This window comes from Agromyces cerinus subsp. cerinus (assembly GCF_900142065.1).
In the GTDB taxonomy this organism is placed as follows: domain Bacteria; phylum Actinomycetota; class Actinomycetes; order Actinomycetales; family Microbacteriaceae; genus Agromyces; species Agromyces cerinus.
The window spans coordinates 368750-385217 of sequence record NZ_FSRJ01000003.1; the positions used below are offsets into that span (position 1 = coordinate 368750).

At 70.8% G+C, this 16468-nt stretch carries 16 protein-coding genes; 11 read left to right on the plus strand and 5 right to left on the minus strand.

The window, feature by feature from the left end; genetic code table 11:
* Positions 1-17 precede the first annotated feature (17 nt).
* The 3 genes from BUR99_RS12185 to BUR99_RS12195 all read left to right on the plus strand — a co-directional run bounded on the left by BUR99_RS12185 (position 18) and on the right by BUR99_RS12195 (position 2202).
* The gene (locus BUR99_RS12185; RefSeq protein ID WP_084183958.1) at positions 18-932 is read left to right on the plus strand and encodes an LssY C-terminal domain-containing protein; all 915 of its coding nucleotides are present in this window, start codon (positions 18-20) and stop codon (positions 930-932) included.
* Entirely contained in the window at positions 929-1438 is a 510-nt protein-coding gene (locus tag BUR99_RS12190) for a hypothetical protein (protein WP_074260633.1), read from the plus strand. Before BUR99_RS12185 ends, BUR99_RS12190 begins: the two co-directional genes overlap by 4 nt.
* A 92-nt stretch (positions 1439-1530) precedes the next feature.
* Positions 1531-2202 (plus strand): DUF2306 domain-containing protein, encoded by a 672-nt coding sequence (locus BUR99_RS12195; RefSeq protein WP_074260634.1) that lies wholly within the window; start codon positions 1531-1533, stop codon positions 2200-2202.
* A gap of 40 nt (positions 2203-2242) precedes the next feature.
* Here the strand turns inward: BUR99_RS12195 and BUR99_RS12200 are convergent, their stop codons facing one another.
* Positions 2243-3211: an SIS domain-containing protein gene (locus BUR99_RS12200; protein ID WP_074260635.1), complete on the minus strand. Its 969-nt coding sequence runs from the start codon at positions 3209-3211 to the stop codon at positions 2243-2245.
* On the minus strand, positions 3175-4344 hold the full coding sequence (locus tag BUR99_RS12205; protein ID WP_074260636.1) for a hypothetical protein: 1170 nt from the start codon (positions 4342-4344) through the stop codon (positions 3175-3177). The genes BUR99_RS12200 and BUR99_RS12205 overlap by 37 nt, the downstream gene beginning before the upstream one ends.
* A gap of 122 nt (positions 4345-4466) precedes the next feature.
* Between BUR99_RS12205 and BUR99_RS12210 the strand changes: the two genes are divergently transcribed.
* Genes BUR99_RS12210 through BUR99_RS12225 form a run of 4 tightly spaced genes read left to right on the plus strand, consistent with a single transcriptional unit; the run spans position 4467 to position 8430 of the window.
* Entirely contained in the window at positions 4467-5570 is a 1104-nt protein-coding gene (locus BUR99_RS12210) for a polyamine ABC transporter substrate-binding protein (RefSeq protein ID WP_074260637.1), read from the plus strand.
* A gap of 4 nt (positions 5571-5574) precedes the next feature.
* The gene (locus tag BUR99_RS12215; RefSeq protein WP_200802721.1) at positions 5575-6471 is read left to right on the plus strand and encodes an ABC transporter permease; all 897 of its coding nucleotides are present in this window, start codon (positions 5575-5577) and stop codon (positions 6469-6471) included.
* The gene (locus tag BUR99_RS12220) at positions 6464-7306 is read left to right on the plus strand and encodes an ABC transporter permease (RefSeq protein ID WP_200802722.1); all 843 of its coding nucleotides are present in this window, start codon (positions 6464-6466) and stop codon (positions 7304-7306) included. Before BUR99_RS12215 ends, BUR99_RS12220 begins: the two co-directional genes overlap by 8 nt.
* On the plus strand, positions 7303-8430 hold the full coding sequence (locus BUR99_RS12225) for an ABC transporter ATP-binding protein (RefSeq protein WP_074260638.1): 1128 nt from the start codon (positions 7303-7305) through the stop codon (positions 8428-8430). The genes BUR99_RS12220 and BUR99_RS12225 overlap by 4 nt, the downstream gene beginning before the upstream one ends.
* Here the strand turns inward: BUR99_RS12225 and BUR99_RS12230 are convergent.
* A complete protein-coding gene (locus BUR99_RS12230) occupies positions 8412-9020 on the minus strand; it encodes a TetR/AcrR family transcriptional regulator (RefSeq protein ID WP_074260639.1) in 609 nt (202 codons plus the stop codon). The genes BUR99_RS12225 and BUR99_RS12230 overlap by 19 nt on opposite strands.
* A gap of 134 nt (positions 9021-9154) precedes the next feature.
* Between BUR99_RS12230 and BUR99_RS12235 the strand changes: the two genes are divergently transcribed.
* From BUR99_RS12235 to BUR99_RS12245, 3 genes are all read left to right on the plus strand, one after another.
* Positions 9155-10456 (plus strand): glycosyltransferase, encoded by a 1302-nt coding sequence (locus BUR99_RS12235; protein WP_143231619.1) that lies wholly within the window; start codon positions 9155-9157, stop codon positions 10454-10456.
* Positions 10453-11871 (plus strand): NAD(P)/FAD-dependent oxidoreductase, encoded by a 1419-nt coding sequence (locus tag BUR99_RS12240; RefSeq protein WP_234980839.1) that lies wholly within the window; start codon positions 10453-10455, stop codon positions 11869-11871. Before BUR99_RS12235 ends, BUR99_RS12240 begins: the two co-directional genes overlap by 4 nt.
* A gap of 74 nt (positions 11872-11945) precedes the next feature.
* Complete coding sequence (locus tag BUR99_RS12245; RefSeq protein WP_074260641.1) at positions 11946-13400, plus strand: aminobutyraldehyde dehydrogenase; 1455 nt, start codon at positions 11946-11948, stop codon at positions 13398-13400.
* Between the two features lie 113 nt (positions 13401-13513).
* Here BUR99_RS12245 and BUR99_RS12250 read toward each other — a convergent pair whose 3' ends face one another.
* Positions 13514-14770, minus strand: coding sequence for an FAD-dependent monooxygenase (locus BUR99_RS12250; protein ID WP_074260642.1), 1257 nt, complete (start codon positions 14768-14770; stop codon positions 13514-13516).
* Between the two features lie 105 nt (positions 14771-14875).
* Here BUR99_RS12250 and BUR99_RS12255 point away from each other — a divergent pair, with 105 nt between their 5' ends.
* Positions 14876-15475 carry a TetR/AcrR family transcriptional regulator gene (locus BUR99_RS12255; RefSeq protein ID WP_074260643.1) on the plus strand — a complete coding sequence of 200 codons (600 nt, stop codon included), beginning with the start codon at positions 14876-14878 and terminating at the stop codon, positions 15473-15475.
* Here the strand turns inward: BUR99_RS12255 and trhO are convergent, their stop codons facing one another.
* Entirely contained in the window at positions 15476-16381 is a 906-nt protein-coding gene (trhO, locus tag BUR99_RS12260; protein ID WP_074260644.1) for an oxygen-dependent tRNA uridine(34) hydroxylase TrhO, read from the minus strand.
* Positions 16382-16468: the final 87 nt, after the last annotated feature.

Below are 16468 nucleotides of genomic sequence, written 5' to 3' on the forward strand. Positions count from 1 at the left end.
ACGGATACCATGCAGGCATGGGTGAGGTGGGGGCCGAGGCATCCGGCGACCCGATCGGCGGAGCGCCGGTCGACGAGGCGCCGACCCCGGTCGAGCGCCGCCGCAGGATCTCGTTCAACGCGCTGCTCGACGGCTTCTTCTTCGTCTACGCGGGCATCGCGGCCGTCTGGCTCGCGTGGCTCGTGTTCACCGAGTCCTTTGCGTTCGGATGGTTCGGCATCCTGTTCTTCGTCGCCTTCTGGCTCGTGCTCGCCTACCTCGTGCTGCCGCGACTGCACCGGATCCTGACGACCATCTACGTGCCCGACTACTTCATCGGGCGGGCCCGCACGAGCGACGGACTGCTCGGCGACCCCGTGAACCTCGCCTTCGACGGCGACGAGGCGTCGCTGCACGCGGCGATGGCGAGGGCCGGCTGGACGCGCGCCGACGACGTGACCGGGGCCTCGAGCTGGCGCATCATCTCTTCGACGATCACCCGTCGCAGCTACGACGAGGCGCCGGTCAGTCCGCTCTTCCTCTTCGGCAGGCAGCAGGACTTCGCCTACCAGCAGGAGGTGGCGGGCAACCCCGCCAAGCGCCATCACGTGCGGTTCTGGCACACGCCCGACGGCTGGCTTCTGCCCGGCGGCCGCCGCGTCGACTGGCTCGCGGCGGGCACCTTCGACCGTGCGGTCGGCTTCTCGCTCTTCACACTGCAGATCACGCACAAGATCGACGCCGACATCGACATCGAGCGCGACCACATCGTCGACACCGTGATCGCCGCGAACCCCGAGGCGCGGGTCGATCTGCTCGCGGACTTCTCGACTGGGTACCACTCCAGGAACGGCGGCGGCGACACCATCAGCACCGACGGCGACCTGCCCGTCGTCGACGTCGGCGCGGTGCAGGCAGCGCCGGCGGCCGGCGAGACGGAGGTCGCCCGATGAGCGTCGAGAAGCGGGCCGCGTTCGAGTCGCCCGCCGTGCTCGTCGCCCCCCAGCCGGAGCCTTCGATGATGCGGCGGCCGGTCGCGACGACGTTCGGCGCCGTGCTCGTCGTGCTCCGCGTGCTGGCCGGAGTCGTCTGGCTCATCTCGCTCGCCGTCCTGTGGCGGAAGACCCTCATCGAGGACCTCGGCGTTCCGCTCGACTCCGATCTCGAGGCCGACGCCGGGTCGAACGCCGTGCTCGCCGTCGTGCTCGTCGTCGGCGGCATCGTGCTCGCGGTCGAGCTGGTGTTCGCCCTGCTCATCTTCCGCGGCAGCAACTGGGCCCGCATCACCGTGATGATCTTCGCGACGCTCAGCATCACGGGGTCGGCGTTCGACTACTTCGGCACCGACACCGAGATCACGCTGCGCACGACGCTCATCACGCTCGCACTCGACATCCTGGTGCTGCTCGCACTCTCGAGCCGCAACGCCCGCACCTATGCGCGTCGTCGCAAGCAATGAGAAATCCTCGTAATCGACTGTGCGCGCGTCCCGGCGCGGAGTAGCCTGAGCGCCGACGGACCGCGAGCGCGAGCCGGCGAGGGGGCGAGCGGATGCCGCGTGCGGTGGCGGTCTCGATGTGGTCGGTCGTCTTCCTGCTCATCGCGATCGTGCTCGTCTTCGCGGGCATCCGATTCGGCACCGACGGCCCGCTGATCGTGACCGGCACTCCCGCTGAAGGCGACAGCTTCGAACTGCGCTACGTCGAGAACCCGTGGCTCGCCTACCTGCACATCGTGCCGGGCGTGCTCTACCTCGTGGGCGCGCCCCTGCAGCTCTGGCGGCGATTCCGGGAGCGGCACTTCACGTTCCATCGCCGGTTCGGGCGGGTGCTGCTCTCGCTCGGACTCGTGAGCGGCGTGTTCGCCCTCGCGTTCGGAGTGCCCTTCTCCTACGGCGGCGCCTGGCAGTCGCTCGCCGCGGCCGTCTTCGGCAGCTGGTTCCTCGTCGCGCTCCTGCTCGCGTTCCGGGCGATCCGCGGGGGAGACGTGCGGATGCACCGGCGCTGGATGATCCGCGCGTTCGCCGTCGGACTCGGCGTCGGCATGATCCGCGTGTGGGTCGGCATCTTCGCGGGCTTCCAGATCCTCTCACTGGAGGAGAGCTTCGCACCGGCGTTCTGGCTCGGCCTCACGATGCATGTCGTGGCCGGCGAGCTCTGGCTCTGGTGGCGCCCGAACGAGGACGGGCTGCCGCGCAGCGCGCGTGCCTCCGTCGCTGCGTGACCCGACGGGGGCAGCCCGATGAGTTCCGGTGGCGGCCGGCTCAGGCCCGCAGCCACCGATCCGCGACCAGCTCGCCCACGAGCACCTCGGTGAGGGCGGCGACCTCGTCGCGCTCATCTCCCGGGAAGCGGATCGTGAGCTCGGCGCCGGGCAGGTCGCGCCCGATCGAGGCGAAGCGGGAGCCGCGCTGCGCCATCCAGTCGAGCGCCTGGGCGTCCCACACGGACCCCGCGAACACGAGCGCCCGGTAGTCCTGGGTCTTCGTGAGGTACACGTCGACGTGCGACCAGTCGCCCGTCTCCGAGGCGTAGGCGGCGCGGCGCGGCACCTCGCGCAGCATGAGCGCCGACTGCTGCGCGCTCGAGGCGCGTTCGGCGGGGGCGAGCGCCCACGTGCCCATCGGCGCGGCGAGCAGCTCGGCGACCGGCGGCAGCCACTCGGCCGAGGTCGCGAAGAGCGCGCGGGTCGCGGCGGCGGCGGCGCGCACGGATGTCCCGTCGAATCGAGCGGCCGGCGCCGTGCCGAGCAGGGCTTCGAGCACCGCGTCGAGCACCGGGAACGTCGCGCGGAACGTGCGGCAGGCCACGCCCGACGCCTCGACCCCCGCGAGGAGCGGCACGACGACGTCGGCGAGCCGGCCGAGCTCGGACTCCGGCCGGTTCGTGACCGCCACGAGGCGGCCGGTACCGCGGTAGCGCTCCACGGCCCGCAGCACCTCGGCGCTGCCGCCGGTCGCCGAGACGGCGACGACCGCGAGGTCGGGCGCCGTGGGCGGGAGCAGCTCGGCGCTCGCGAGTTCGACGACGACGGTCGCGCCGATCGCACGGTAGCGGCGCGCCACGACGTCGGCGGCATAGCGGCTCGAGCCCATGCCGAGCACGAGCACGCGCGAGGCGCCGAGCACGGGAAGGCGTTCGAGGCCGGGCAGGCCCGCATCGAGGGCGTCGGCGAGGGCGTCGAGCGTCTCGGGGATCAGCTCGAGATCTGCTCGGAAAGCGGCGGTGTCCACGGTTCCTCCGGGTGTTCGTTCGACGACGGGTGGCGGTGCGTGATCGCGGCATCGGGCGCGTAGATCCAGGCGGGCAGGAAGCGGTCGGCGTAGCGCAGCTCGGCGACCAGCTGTTCGGCCTCGAAGCCCGGCAGCAGCGACTCGTCGAGCAGCTCGCCGTTCGGCACGTGTGCGCGGTAGGCGTCGAGGAAGTCGCGCCGCGCGCGGTCGGCCCACGCGAAGGTGCGGGCGTCGGCGCGCTGCAGTCGCTTCTGGGCGACGGCCGCGACGAGGTCGAACGAGACGAGCATGTGCGCGATGTCGCGCGCCGCGGCATCCGGCGCCTCGCGTTCTTCGGCGGCCAACTGCGGGTCGCCGTCGAAGTCGATCACCGTGTAGCGGGGGGCGTCGGCGCCGGGGGAGCGCAGCACCTGCCCGACGTGCAGGTCGCCGTGGATCGGGAACTCGACACCGGGGGCGGTCGTGCCGAGCGAGCGGATGTCGCGGGCGAGCGACTCGTGACGATTGCGCAGGCGTGCCCCGGCGTCGCCGCCGGCGAGGCGCAGCGCCGATCGCAGGGCGGTGGACGCACGATCGGCCCTGGCCGCGGGGGTCTCGGCCTCGGCGCGCACGGGGTCGGCGCCGAGCACGCCGTGGATGCGGGCGACGCGCTCGCCGAGGAGCGCGGGCCACTCGGGCTCGGGCCCGTCGTCGAGTGCGGCGACGACATCGTCGACGGCCCAGGTCCATCCGTCGACCGCGCCGGGCAGGTACTCGGTCACGACCGCGAGCGTCGAGGTGCCGAGTGAGGGATGGCGCCACTCGACGCGCCCGACGAAGCGGTCGACGTCGTCGGACCCGGCTGCGGCGAGCTGCTCGAGCAGCGCGGCGGCGCGGTCGGCGGCGCTCCAGCGGCCGACGAGCTTGACGATGAGCCGCTCGTCGACGATCACCGAGGTGTTGGTCTGGTCGACGGTGATGGCGCGCTCGGGGGCATCCGTCGCGACGCGGTCGTCGACGAGGCGCGCGATCGCCCGTGCGATGCCGTCGCCGGCGGCCGGTCGGCCGGTTCCGGCGAGCACCCGGCCGTCGGCGTCGACGAGGAGCGCATGGTCGCCGACGACGATGCGTTCGCCCTGAAGTATCGAGTTCATTGAATTCGGATTGTAACTATTCGGCAACCGTCATTCCAGCCTGTTCACTGAACCATTGCGGTTTCTTGATCCGTGGTGCAACAATCGCTCAACCTTTCCCGACTGTCCCATGGAGGTACCACATGACCACGACGCGACGTATCGTGGCGGCCGCGGCCGGCACGATCGCCCTCGCCTTCGCCGTCTCATCCTGCTCCTCCGGAGGCGGTGACGCCGTGGAGACGCTCGATCCCAACGCCGACCTCAGCGAGCAGACGCTCACCGTCTCGATCTGGGCCGACTACTCGCCCGAAGACCTCGCCGAGAAGTTCGAGGCCGAGACGGGCGTGAAGACCACGATCGTCAATCACACCACGAACGAGGACATCGTGGCCAAGCTCACCGCGAGCGCCGACTCCGGCATCGACGTCGCCTTCGTCTCGGGGCAGTACGCCCAGGCGCTCGGCGAGCAGGGCCTGCTCGCCAAGCTCGACAAGTCGCTCATCCCGAACGAGGAGAACCTCTACCCCGAGGCGCTCGAGCTGGCCTACGACCCGGGCAACGTCTACTCCGAGCCGTACGCCTGGGGCACGACAGGCCTCTGCTACCGCCCCGACCTCACCGGCTACGACCCCACGTCGTGGAACGACCTGCTGAACCCGAAGCCCGAGCTCGTCGGCAAGACCACGATGCTCTCGACCGACCGCTGGCTCGCCGAGCCCGCGCTCAAGGCCGCAGGCAACTCCATCAACACGACCGACGACGACGAGCTCGCCGCGGCCAAGGAGCAGCTGCTGAAGACCAAGTCGACCCTCCTCGCCTACGACGACACGACCTTCTACTCGAAGCTCGTCTCGGGCGAGGCCGCGATGGTGCAGGCATGGGACGGCTGGTGCAACTACGGAATCGCCGAAGACCCGACGATCAAGTTCGTCGTGCCCGAAGAGGGTTCCGACCTCTGGACCGACACCATGACGGTGCTCGACTCGTCGAAGAACAAGGAGGCCGCGATGGCCTTCATCAACTACATCCTCGACCCCGAGGTGCAGACCTGGGTGGCCGAGAACATCCTCTACAAGGTGCCCAACAAGGCGGCCATGGAGGCACTCGACCCCACGCTCATCGAGCAGTACCCCACCCTCGGCATCACCGTCGACGAGCTCATGGAGCAGGAGGGCATCATCGACCTCGGCGAGGACTCGCTGAAGTACGTGGACCTGAACGCCGAAGTGCTCGCCACGAACTAGCACCGTGACTTCGACGAACCACCCGGCAGCCCCTGCCGCACGCACCGTGCGGCGGGGGCTCGCCCCCGTTCCCTTCCTCGCGCCGGGCATGATCTACCTGATCCTGTTCATGGCGCTGCCCGTCGGCCTCCTCGCGTTCTACACCTTCTTCAAGCGCGGGCGCTTCGGCGGCATCGTGTTCGAGTTCACCCTCGACAACTGGGTGAAGCTCTTCGAGCCCCTCTACGTCAGCGTCATCCTGCAGTCGATCGTGCTCGCCGGCATCGTGACGCTGCTCGCGCTCCTCATCGGCTACCCGATGGCGTACGCGATCGCCGGGCTCTCGCCGAAGTGGCGCACCGTCGCGCTCATCGCCGTGGTGCTCCCGTTCTGGACGAACTTCCTGATCCGCACCTACGCGTGGATCCTGCTGCTGAACAACGCCGGCTGGGTCAACCAGTGGCTGCAGGGACTCGGCATCACGGATGCCCCGATCAGCATGCTGTACACCCCGCAGGCGATCGTCGTCGGGCTCCTGTACATGTACCTGCCGCTCATGGTGCTGCCGCTCTACGCCTCACTGCAGCAGCTCGACCCCTCGCTCCGCGAGGCGGCCACGAACCTCGGCGCGACGCCCTGGCGCGCGTTCCGCACGGTCACCCTGCCGCTCTCGATCCCGGGCGCGCTCACCGGCTGCATCTTCGTGTTCGTGCCCGCGATGTCGAACTTCGTCATCCCCGAGCTCATCGGCGGCGGCAAGACGATCATGGTCGGCAACCTCGTGCGCGACCAGTTCTTCGAGGCGCGCGACTGGCCGTTCGGCGCGACGCTCGCCCTCCTCCTCACGATCCTGCTCGTCATCGTCATCGTCGTGCAGACCGCGGTGTCCCGCCGCCTCACGGAAGGACCGCGCCGTGGTTGACACGACTGCGCCGACGACGACGGCGATGCGGGAGGTCGAGCCCTCGGCCCGGCCCCGGGCCGTGCGCAAGCCACGGGGCATCCTGGTGCCGCTCTGGCTCGGCTACGTGTTCCTGTACCTGCCGATCCTCATCGTCGTGATCATGAGCTTCAACGCCTCGGAGAACCTCTTCGTCTGGAAGGGCTTCTCGCTGCGCTGGTACCCCGAGCTCTTCGCCGACGAGAAGATCATGCAGGGCCTTGGCAACACGCTCATCGTCGCGACGGGCGCCACCGCGATCGCGACCGTGCTCGGCACGCTGCTCGCCTACGGCATCCAGCACTACACGCGCGGCGGGCTCATCCGGGCGTTCGCGATCGCCCCCGCGATCCTGCCCGACCTGCTGCTCGGCATCGGCCTGCTCACGCTGTTCTCGCTCGCGAGCGTCACGCTCGGGCTGCACTCGGTGATCCTCGCGCACGGCGTCTTCGCGACGGCGTTCGTGACGGCCATCGTGCTCGCCCGCATGGCGAACCTCGACCCGAGCCTCGAAGAGGCGTCGCGCGACCTCGGCGCCGGGGCGGTGCGCACCTTCATGCGGGTGACCCTGCCGCAGCTCGCACCGGGCATCGTCGCGGGTGCGCTGCTCGCCTTCACCCTCTCGATCGACGAGTTCGTGATCGCGTTCTTCACGACCGCGCCCACGCAGCCCACCCTGCCGATCGTCATCTACTCGATGGTGCGGTTCGGCGTGACCCCCGAGGTCAACGCCCTCGCCACCATCCTCCTCCTCGTGAGCGTCGTGACGGTGATCGCGGCGCAACGACTGACCCGACTGACAGGAACCACACGATGAGCTCCGCCCCCCTGCTCCGCGTCGACGGCGTCCGCGCCGTGTACGGCGACACCGTCGCACTGCACGGCGTCTCGCTCGACATCGCCCACAACGAGTTCTTCGCACTGCTCGGCCCGTCGGGCTGCGGCAAGACGACCCTGCTGCGCTCGATCGCCGGCTTCGAGACGCCGGCCGAGGGCCGCATCGAGGTCGACGGCGAAGACCTGCTGCGACTGCCTGCCCACAAGCGGCCGGTCAACATGATGTTCCAGAGCTACGCGCTCTTCCCGCACATGAGCGTGGAGAAGAACGTCGCCTACGGACTCGAGGCCGACGGCGTCGGCGCGGCCGAGGTGCGCTCGCGGGTCGCCGACGTGATGGACGTCGTCGGGCTCGGCCCGCTCGCCAAGCGCCGCCCCACCCAGCTCTCGGGTGGCCAGCGCCAGCGCGTCGCGCTCGCCCGCGCGATCGTGAAGCGGCCGAAGCTGCTGCTGCTCGACGAGCCGCTCTCGGCGCTCGACCGCCAGGTGCGCGCCTCGATGCAGCTCGAGCTGAAGCGCCTGCAGCACGAGGTCGGCCTCACCTTCGTGGTCGTCACGCACGACCAGGAGGAGGCCATGTCGATGGCCGACCGCATCGCGGTGCTCCGCGACGGGCGCCTCGAGCAGCTCGCCTCGCCGCAGGAGCTCTACGCGCACCCCGCCTCCCGCTTCGTCGCCTCGTTCATCGGCACGGCGAACCTGCTCGACGGCACGGCCACCGCCGATGGCGTCGAGGTGCCCGGCTTCGGCCCCGTCGTCGCCTCGCACGCACTCGCGGCCGGTGCACCGGCGACCGCGGTCGTGCGCCCCGAAGACGTCGAGCTGACGACGGATGCCGCGACCGGCCTGTCCGGAACGGTCGTCGACACGTACTTCCTCGGCGGGGCCACGACCATCTCGGTCGAGGTGCCCGGGCACGCCGACCCGCTCCTCGCGACGGTGCACGGGGCGACCCGGCTCGAGCGCGGCGCACGCGTCGGGGTGCGGTTCGGGCGCGCGACGGCCGTCGCCCGCGAGGCCGGCACGGGTGCCGAGGCATCCGACGCCGCGCAGGTGCCACCCGCCGCGCCCGAGGCGCCGGCCCCTCAGGACGTGAGCGCGTGACCCGTCGCGAGTCGTGCGTACGCGAGCAGCAGCTCGCGCGCCGCGGCGTGGTCGAGCGTCGGATGCTTCGCGATGATGCGGTAGCCGTAGGCGTCTTCGAGTGCGACCAGGTTGCGGGCGATCACGAGCGAGGGCTGCGCCAGCGCGAAGTGGCCGCGCGCAGCACCCTGCTCGAGCACGACCTGGTACATGCCGACCTGGCGGTCGTAGAGCGTGGTGAGCAGCGACGCCATGAGCGGGTTGCGGCCGGCAGAGCCGCCGAGCTCGCAGAGCAGTCGCACCTCGGTGTCGTCGGACCCGCTCGGCAGGCCCGAGTCGACGAGCGCCGAGAGGCGCAGCACGGGGTCGTCGTCGAGGGCCTCGAGCATGCGCACGCGCTCCTCGTAGAACCGCTCCATGCCGGCGCGGTTCGCCTCGAACATGAGCTCGTCGATGTCGGGGTAGTAGTAGAGCACGGCGCCCGAGGTGAGGCCCGCCTCCTCGGCGACGCGGTTGAGCCGCGCCCCGTCGGGGCCGTGCGCTGCGATGGCGCGCTGCGCCGCAGCCACCAATTGGCTGCGCCGTTCCTCCTGGCGTTTCGGCCTGGCCATCGTGCTCCCTCCAGATCAGACAGATTGTCTGCATCGATGGCCAATATTAGGCCGAACTGACTTGAAAACATATGGGTTCAGCCCGGAAGAATTCTCTCTATCCACCTGCAAGGAATTGTCGAATGGAGTCACCGATGACTGAAGAGCGCCGCACGTTCCTGTTCATGCCCGAAAGCGCCTACGGGCCCACGAACAACTGCATCGGCATCGGCGACGAACTGCTCCGCCGCGGTCACCGGGTCGTGTTCGCCGCCGAGCGCTCGTGGGAGGGCAAGCTCACCGCCCTCGGCTTCGAGGAGGATCTCGTCGACCTCGCTCCCGCCCCCGAGGAGACGGTCGAGCAGGATGCCGGGCAGTTCTGGAAGGACTACATCAAGGAGATCTCGCCCGAGTTCCAGAAGACCACCGCCGAGCAGCTCGAGACCGTCGTGCTGCCGATCTGGGAGGCGCTCGTCGACGGCGCGAAGTACTGCGAGCCGCAGCTGAAGGCGATCATCGAGCGGGTGCAGCCCGACGTCATCATCGAAGACAACGTGCTGAGCTTCCCGGCCCTCGAGACGGCCGGTCGCCCGTTCGTGCGCATCGTCTCGTGCAACCCGCTCGAGGTGCCGGGCGACGGCATCGCGCCCGCCTTCTCCGGTCTCGCCGACGACGACCGCGCCGGCTGGGCCGAGTTCCGGGCCGAGTACGACCGCACGCACCGCGCGCTCTGGCAGGCCTACGACGCCTGGGTGCAGGAGCAGGGCGCCGCGCCGCTGCCCGAACTCGAGTTCATCGGCCATGGCGACGCCAACGTGTACGTCTACCCCGAAGCCCTCGACTACGACGCCGAGCGTCCGCTCCCGGCGGGCTGGCACCGCGTCGACTCCTCGGTGCGCGAGACCGAGACCGAGGTGCCCGAGCTGCCCGCCTCGTTCACCGACGGCTCCCGCCCGCTCGTGTACTTCAGCCTCGGCTCGCTCGGCTCCGCCGATGTCGACCTCATGCGCCGCGTCATCGCGGCGCTCGCCGACCAGCCCGTCAATGTCATCGTCTCGAAGGGGCCGCTGCACGACGAGTTCGAGCTCGCCGACAACATGTGGGGCGCCGAGTTCCTGCCGCAGACCAAACTGCTGCCGCTCGCCGACCTCGTGATCACGCACGGCGGCAACAACACGACCACCGAGGCGCTGCACTTCGGCAAGCCGATGATCGTGCTGCCCCTCTTCTGGGACCAGTACGACAACGCCCAGCGCGTGCACGAGAAGGGCTTCGGCCTGCGCGTCGACCCGTACCGCTTCACGCCCGAGGAGCTCGCGACCGCCGTGCAGAGCCTGCTCGGCGACGCGGAACTCCGCGAACGCGCCGCCGCCGTCGGCGCCGACATCCGCTCGCGCAGCGGACTGGCCAGCGCCGCCGACGTGATCGAGCGCGTCGCAGTCTCCGAGCGCGTGTGAACGCGTCGCACCACGTGACGGATGCCGCGGCGACCGCCCTCGCCGACGCCGCCCCCACGCCGTACTGGATGGACCGGGCCGACGCGCCCGCCCTCGGCGCGCCCCTCGGCGAGCGGGCCGAGGCCGACCTCGTCGTCATCGGCGGAGGCTTCACCGGGCTGTGGACGGCGTGGCGGGCGCTCGAGCGCGACCCCGGGGCATCCGTCGTCATCCTCGAGGCCGACCGTGTCGCCCACGGTGCGACCGGGCGCAACGGCGGCTTCGTCGCGAGCTCGCTCACCCACGGCCTCACGCACGGCACCGCGATCTGGCCCGACCAGGTCGCCGCGCTCGCCGAGGAGGGCGACCGCAACCTCGCCGAGCTCATCGCGACGATCGAGGCCGCCGGCATCGACTGCGACCTGCGCCGCTCGGGCAAGACGACGCTCGCCATCGAGGAGTGGCAGCTCGCCGGCCTCCGCGAGGCGCAGGAGCTCGGTGCGAGGCACGGGGTCGAGCTGGAGCTGCAGTCGCGCGACGAGGTGCAGGCCGACGTGCACTCGCCGACCTACCTCGGCGGCCTCCGCGATCGCACCGGCACGGTGCTCGTCGACCCGGCGCGACTCGCCTGGGGGATGGCCGCCGAACTCCGGCGGCGGGGCGCGCGCATCTTCGAGGCATCCGCTGCCACCGGAATCGAGAACCACGGTGCCGGCGTGCGCGTGCGCACCGCGCTCGGCCACGTCGACGCCCGCCACGCGGTCATCGCGACCGCCGCCTACCCGGCGCCGCTCAAGCGGCTCGGGAACTACATCATGCCGCTCTACGACCACGTGCTCATGACCGAGCCGCTCACGAGCGCCCAGCAGGCCTCGATCGGCTGGGGCGAGGGGCAGGGGCTCACCGACGCGGGCAACCAGTTCCACTACTACCGGCCCACCGCCGACGGTCGCATCCTCTTCGGCGGCTGGGACGCCGTGTACTACTTCGGCGGCAAGGTCGACGCGAGCCTCGAGCAGCGCGACAGCTCGCACGAACTGCTCGCCCGGCACTTCTTCGAGACGTTCCCGCAGCTCGGCGGGCTCAGGTTCACGAATCGCTGGGCCGGCCCGATCGACTCGACGACGCGATTCACCGCCGCCTACGGCACCGCCCGCGGCGGCCGGATCGCCTACGCCGTCGGGCACACCGGCCTCGGCGTCGGCGCGTCGCGGTTCTCTGCGGATGTCGCGCTCGACCTGCTCTCGGGCGAACCGACGTCGCGGCTGCGCTACGACATCGTGCGGCGCCGGCCGTTCCCGATCCCGCCCGAGCCGTTCCGCAATCCGATCATCCAGTTCACCCGGCACTCGATCCTCGCCGCCGACGCGCACGAGGGGCGGCGCAACCTCTGGCTGCGCACCCTCGACCGCTTCGGCCTCGGCTTCAACTCCTGACCCGAATGCTCGCTGAGCTTGTCGAAGCGAGCAGCACCGGCACGCGGCATCCGTCGCGGCCCGAAAGGAACACCATGACCACCGGCACCTTCATCGGCGAGTACCGCAGCGGATCGGGCGGCGACACCGTCATCACGAACCCCGCGACCGAGCAGGAGGTCGCGGCGTTCACCGCCTCGGGCGTCGCCGACGTCGACGAGGCCGCCGCGGCCGCTCGCGCCGCGCAGCCCGAGTGGGCCGCGAAGACGCCGGGGGAGCGCTCGCTCGCCCTGCTCCGCCTCGCCGACGCGCTCGAGGCCGACGCCGAGCACCTCGCCAAGCTCGAGGTCGAGGACTCCGGCAAGCCGTGGACGACCGCGTTCGACGGCGAGCTGCCGTTCGGCATCGACAACCTGCGCTTCTTCGCGGGCGCCGCCCGATCGCTCGACGGCACCGGTGCCGGAACGCTCTCGAACGGGTACACCTCGATCATGACGCGCCGCCCGGTGGGCGTGGTCGCGGGCATCACGCCCTGGAACTTCCCGCTCATCATGGCGATCTGGAAGGCGGGTCCCGCGCTCGCCGCGGGCAACGCCGTGATCGTCAAGCCCGCGCCGGCCACGCCGCGCACGACCCTGCGGTTCGCCGAGCTTGCCGTGCAGGCCGGGCTGCCCGCCGGAATCTTCAGCGTCGTCACCGGCGATGCCGAGGTCGGCCAGGCCCTCGTCACCCACCGCGAGGTCGACATGGTGAGCGTCACCGGCTCGACCCAGACCGGCAAGGCCGTCATGCGCGGCGCCGTCGAGGGCGTCAAGCGCGTGCACCTCGAGCTCGGCGGCAAGGCGCCCGTGATCGTCTTCACGGACGCAGACCTCGGCGCCATGGCGCACGCCGTGGCACTCGGCGCGACCTACAACACCGGCCAGGACTGCACCGCGGCCACCCGTGTCTACCTCGAGCGCTCGGTCTACGACGACGGCGTCGCCGCACTCCGCGCCGCCATCTCGGGCATCGTCGCCGGCGACCCGATGGACGCCGACACCCACATCGGCCCGCTCATCTCGAAGACCCACCTCGAGCGCGTCTCGGGCTTCGTCTCCCGCGCCGTCGCCGAGGGCGCCGAGGCGCTCGCCGGCGGCCACGCCATCGACCGCATCGGCTCGTACTTCGCGCCGACCCTGCTCGTGGGCGCCGCGCAATCCTCCGAGATCGTGCAGGGCGAGGTGTTCGGCCCCGTGCTCGTCGTGCTGCCGTTCGACGGCGAGGCCGAGGGCATCGCGCTCGCCAACGACAGCGCCTACGGGCTCGCCTCGTCGGTGTGGACCTCGGATGTCTCCCGCGCCCTGCGCGTCAGCCAGTCGCTCGACGTCGGCGTCACGTGGGTCAACGACCACCTGCCGATCGCGTCGGAGGCGCCGCACGGCGGGGTGAAGGGCTCGGGCTTCGGCAAGGACATGTCGATCGAGCCGATGCTCGACTACTCGGTCACGCGCCACCTGATGATCCGGCACGCGCCGCCGCCCGAGACCACGGGCTTCCGCCCGGCCTGACCCCGCCGTCTCGTCACCCCGCACCCCGCGTCCTGCGCCCGAAGTGACGCGAATCGCTCTTCCCGCGCCCTGCCGAGGTCGATCCGCGTCATCTCGGCGGGGCGGATTCCGCGTCAGCGGGCGCCGTCGGCCGCGTGGGTCGCTTCCGCGACCGGCAGGGGCAGCTCGTCCTGGTTCGCGGCGAACATCTTCTTCACGATGGGGCGGGCCAGCTTGGAGAGCATCACCTTCGTCATCGCGCGCGACATCAGCGCCTCGAAGCGGTTCGCGGGCACCATGCGCTCGATGCCGCCGCCCATGAGCTTCTTGCCGGCCTCAGCGAAAGGTGCGATGTCGCTCGCGTACCGCCGAGCAGCGGCGGCCGGGTCGCCGGGTGTCTCGGCGATGCGGGCGGCGAGCAGGTACGCGCCGATGAGCGCGGTCGCGGTACCCATGCCCGACATCGGCGAGCCGCACGCCGCGGCGTCGCCGATGAGCACGACCCGGCCGTTCGCAGGCTCGGGAACGTCGATTCGCGCGAGCTCGTCGAAGTAGAAGTCGGATGCCGCGGGCATGGCGTCGAGCACCGTGGGGGCGTGCCATCCGGCGCTCTCGAGCGACCGCCGGATGAGCGCCTCCTGCGCGGCCCGGTCGCCGCGGAGCGCAGGGTCGCGGTCGACGCGGAGCGTGATGATCGCCTTGGACGTCGACGGGTCGAAGTCGGGGCGGATGCCGAAGGTGGCGCCCGGCACGAACCGCATCGAGAACCAGCCCGGCTCCACATCGGCCGGCGTCGGCAGCGTGAAGAACGCCATGTACCCGCCGAGGTACGTCGAGTACTCCTCCTCGGGCCCGAAGGCGAGGCGGCGGGTCGCCGAGTGCACGCCGTCGGCGCCGACGAGGAGGTCGAACCGTTCGGCGGGGGCGTGCTCGAAGACGACGTCGACGCCGTCCGCGTCCTGCGCGATGGCGGTGATGCGGTCGCCGTAGCGGAGGTCGAGCAGGCCCGGGGCGGCCTCGTCCGCCGCTGCGAGTCGGTCGCGCAGCACCTCGTCGAGGTCGCCGCGGGCGATCTCGATCTCGGCGACCGCGCCCTTGCCGTCGAAGTCCTCCATCGACATGCGGCCGAACACGCGGCCCGCGCCGTCGACGTAGGAGAGGCCGAGCTCGTGCAGCAGCCGCGCGCGGATGCCGGGCATGAGGCCCATGCGCTCGGCGACCTCGCGGCTCGCACCGCGGAGGTCGACGGCCTGACCGCCGGGTCGCGGAGCGTCGGAGCGCTCGACGACGGTGGTACGGATGCCGCTGCGCACGAGCTGCAGCGCGAGTGCGTGCCCGGCGATGCCGCCGCCGGAGATCAGGACGTGCCGGGTGGTGTCGGTGGTGGTCATCGCCGTGCCTTTCGTCGATTCAGACATTTGTCTCATACGTATGTCTAACAACGATTGAGACGAATGTCTAGTACAAATGTCTGAATCGTTCGATACGATCGCTGCATGGGCAATCGTGAAGACCTGCTGGCCGGCGCGCGCCGGGTGATCGTCGAGCGCGGGGTCGCGAAGGCGACCGCACGCGACATCGCGACGGAGGCGGGCGTGAGCCTCGCTGCGATCGGCTACCACTTCGGCTCGAAGGAGCAGTTGATCACCGAGGCGCTCATGGCCTCCCTCGGCGACGGCATCGGAGACGGCATGGAGGCGGTGGTCGGCGAGACCGCCGCGCTGCCGCTGCTCGACGGCTTCGCCGAGCTCTGGAACCGCATGCCCGAGGTGTTCGCGGCGAACCGCGAGCCGCTGCTCGCGAGCCTCGACAACACCGTGCGCGTGCTGCGCGACCCCGAGGCCAGCCGCCACCTCGCCGAGGCTGCGGGGGAGGGCTACCTGGGCATCGCCGAGCAGTTGCGTGCCGCCCGACCCGAACTCTCCGACGAGCAGGTCGATGCGGTCGCGAAACTCGACTTCGCCCTCGTGCAGAGCCTCGGCATCCTGTGGCTGCTCGCCCCCGACCGCCTGCCGAGCGGCGACGAGCTCGCCCGGGCGGTGGCCGTCATCGCCGGCGCCGAGGCGCCCGCCGGCGGCGCGGAGGCCGGGCGGTAGTTACTCGACCGCGGCCGCTTGCGTGTGCAGCTCGCACGTCGCGGCGTCGCACGACTCGCACAGCACGAACTCGGTGCGGCACGAGGCATCCGTGCAGTTGGCGGTGCGCTTCGTCGGCGTGCCGCACGTGACGCAGGTGCCGATGACAGCGGCATGGTCGCTGAAGTCGATCGAGCCGCGCTGGTCGAAGACGTAGAGCGAGCCCTGCCAGAGGCCGTCGTCGCCGAACCGGTCGCCGTAGCGCACGATGCCGCCCTCGAGCTGGTAGACCTCGCCGAAGCCGCGGCTCGTCATGAGGCTCGACAGCACCTCGCAGCGGATGCCGCCGGTGCAGTAGGTGACGACGGGGCGGCCCTTCAGCTCGTCGTACTTTCCGGAGTCGAGCTCCTCGACGAAGTCGCGGGTCGTCTCGACGTCGGGCACGACGGCGCCGGCGAATCGGCCGATCGCCGCCTCGAGGGCGTTGCGGCCGTCGAAGAAGACGAGGTCGTCGCCGCGCTCGGCCACGAGTTCGTGCAGCGCGTCGGGGCTCAGCTTCGTGCCGCCGCCGACGACGCCCTGGTCGTCGACGGAGAGCTCGCCGGGAGCCCCGAACGAGACGATCTCATCGCGCACCTTCACGCTGAGCTTCGGGAAGTCGGCGCTCGCGCCGTGCTCGTCGAGGCCGGTGCCCTCGCTCCACTTGAAGTCGATGTGCGTGAAGGCCGGGTACTCGCGGGTCTTGCGCACGTAGCGCTTGAGCGCGCCCATCTCGCCGCCGAGCGTGCCGTTCAGGCCGTGCTCAGAGATCAGGATGCGCCCGCGCAGTCCGAGCGACTCGGCGAGGTCGCGCTGCCACAGCCGCACGGCGTCGGGGTCGGCGAGCGGGGTGAAGACGTAGTAGAGGAGGATCTTGGCGAGGGCCACCCCGAGATCATACGGGCGCTTGCTCGGTGGCGCGTGTGAGGGGCTTGCTTAACTCGTACTTTCATATACTGTTTATGTCAGTACTAG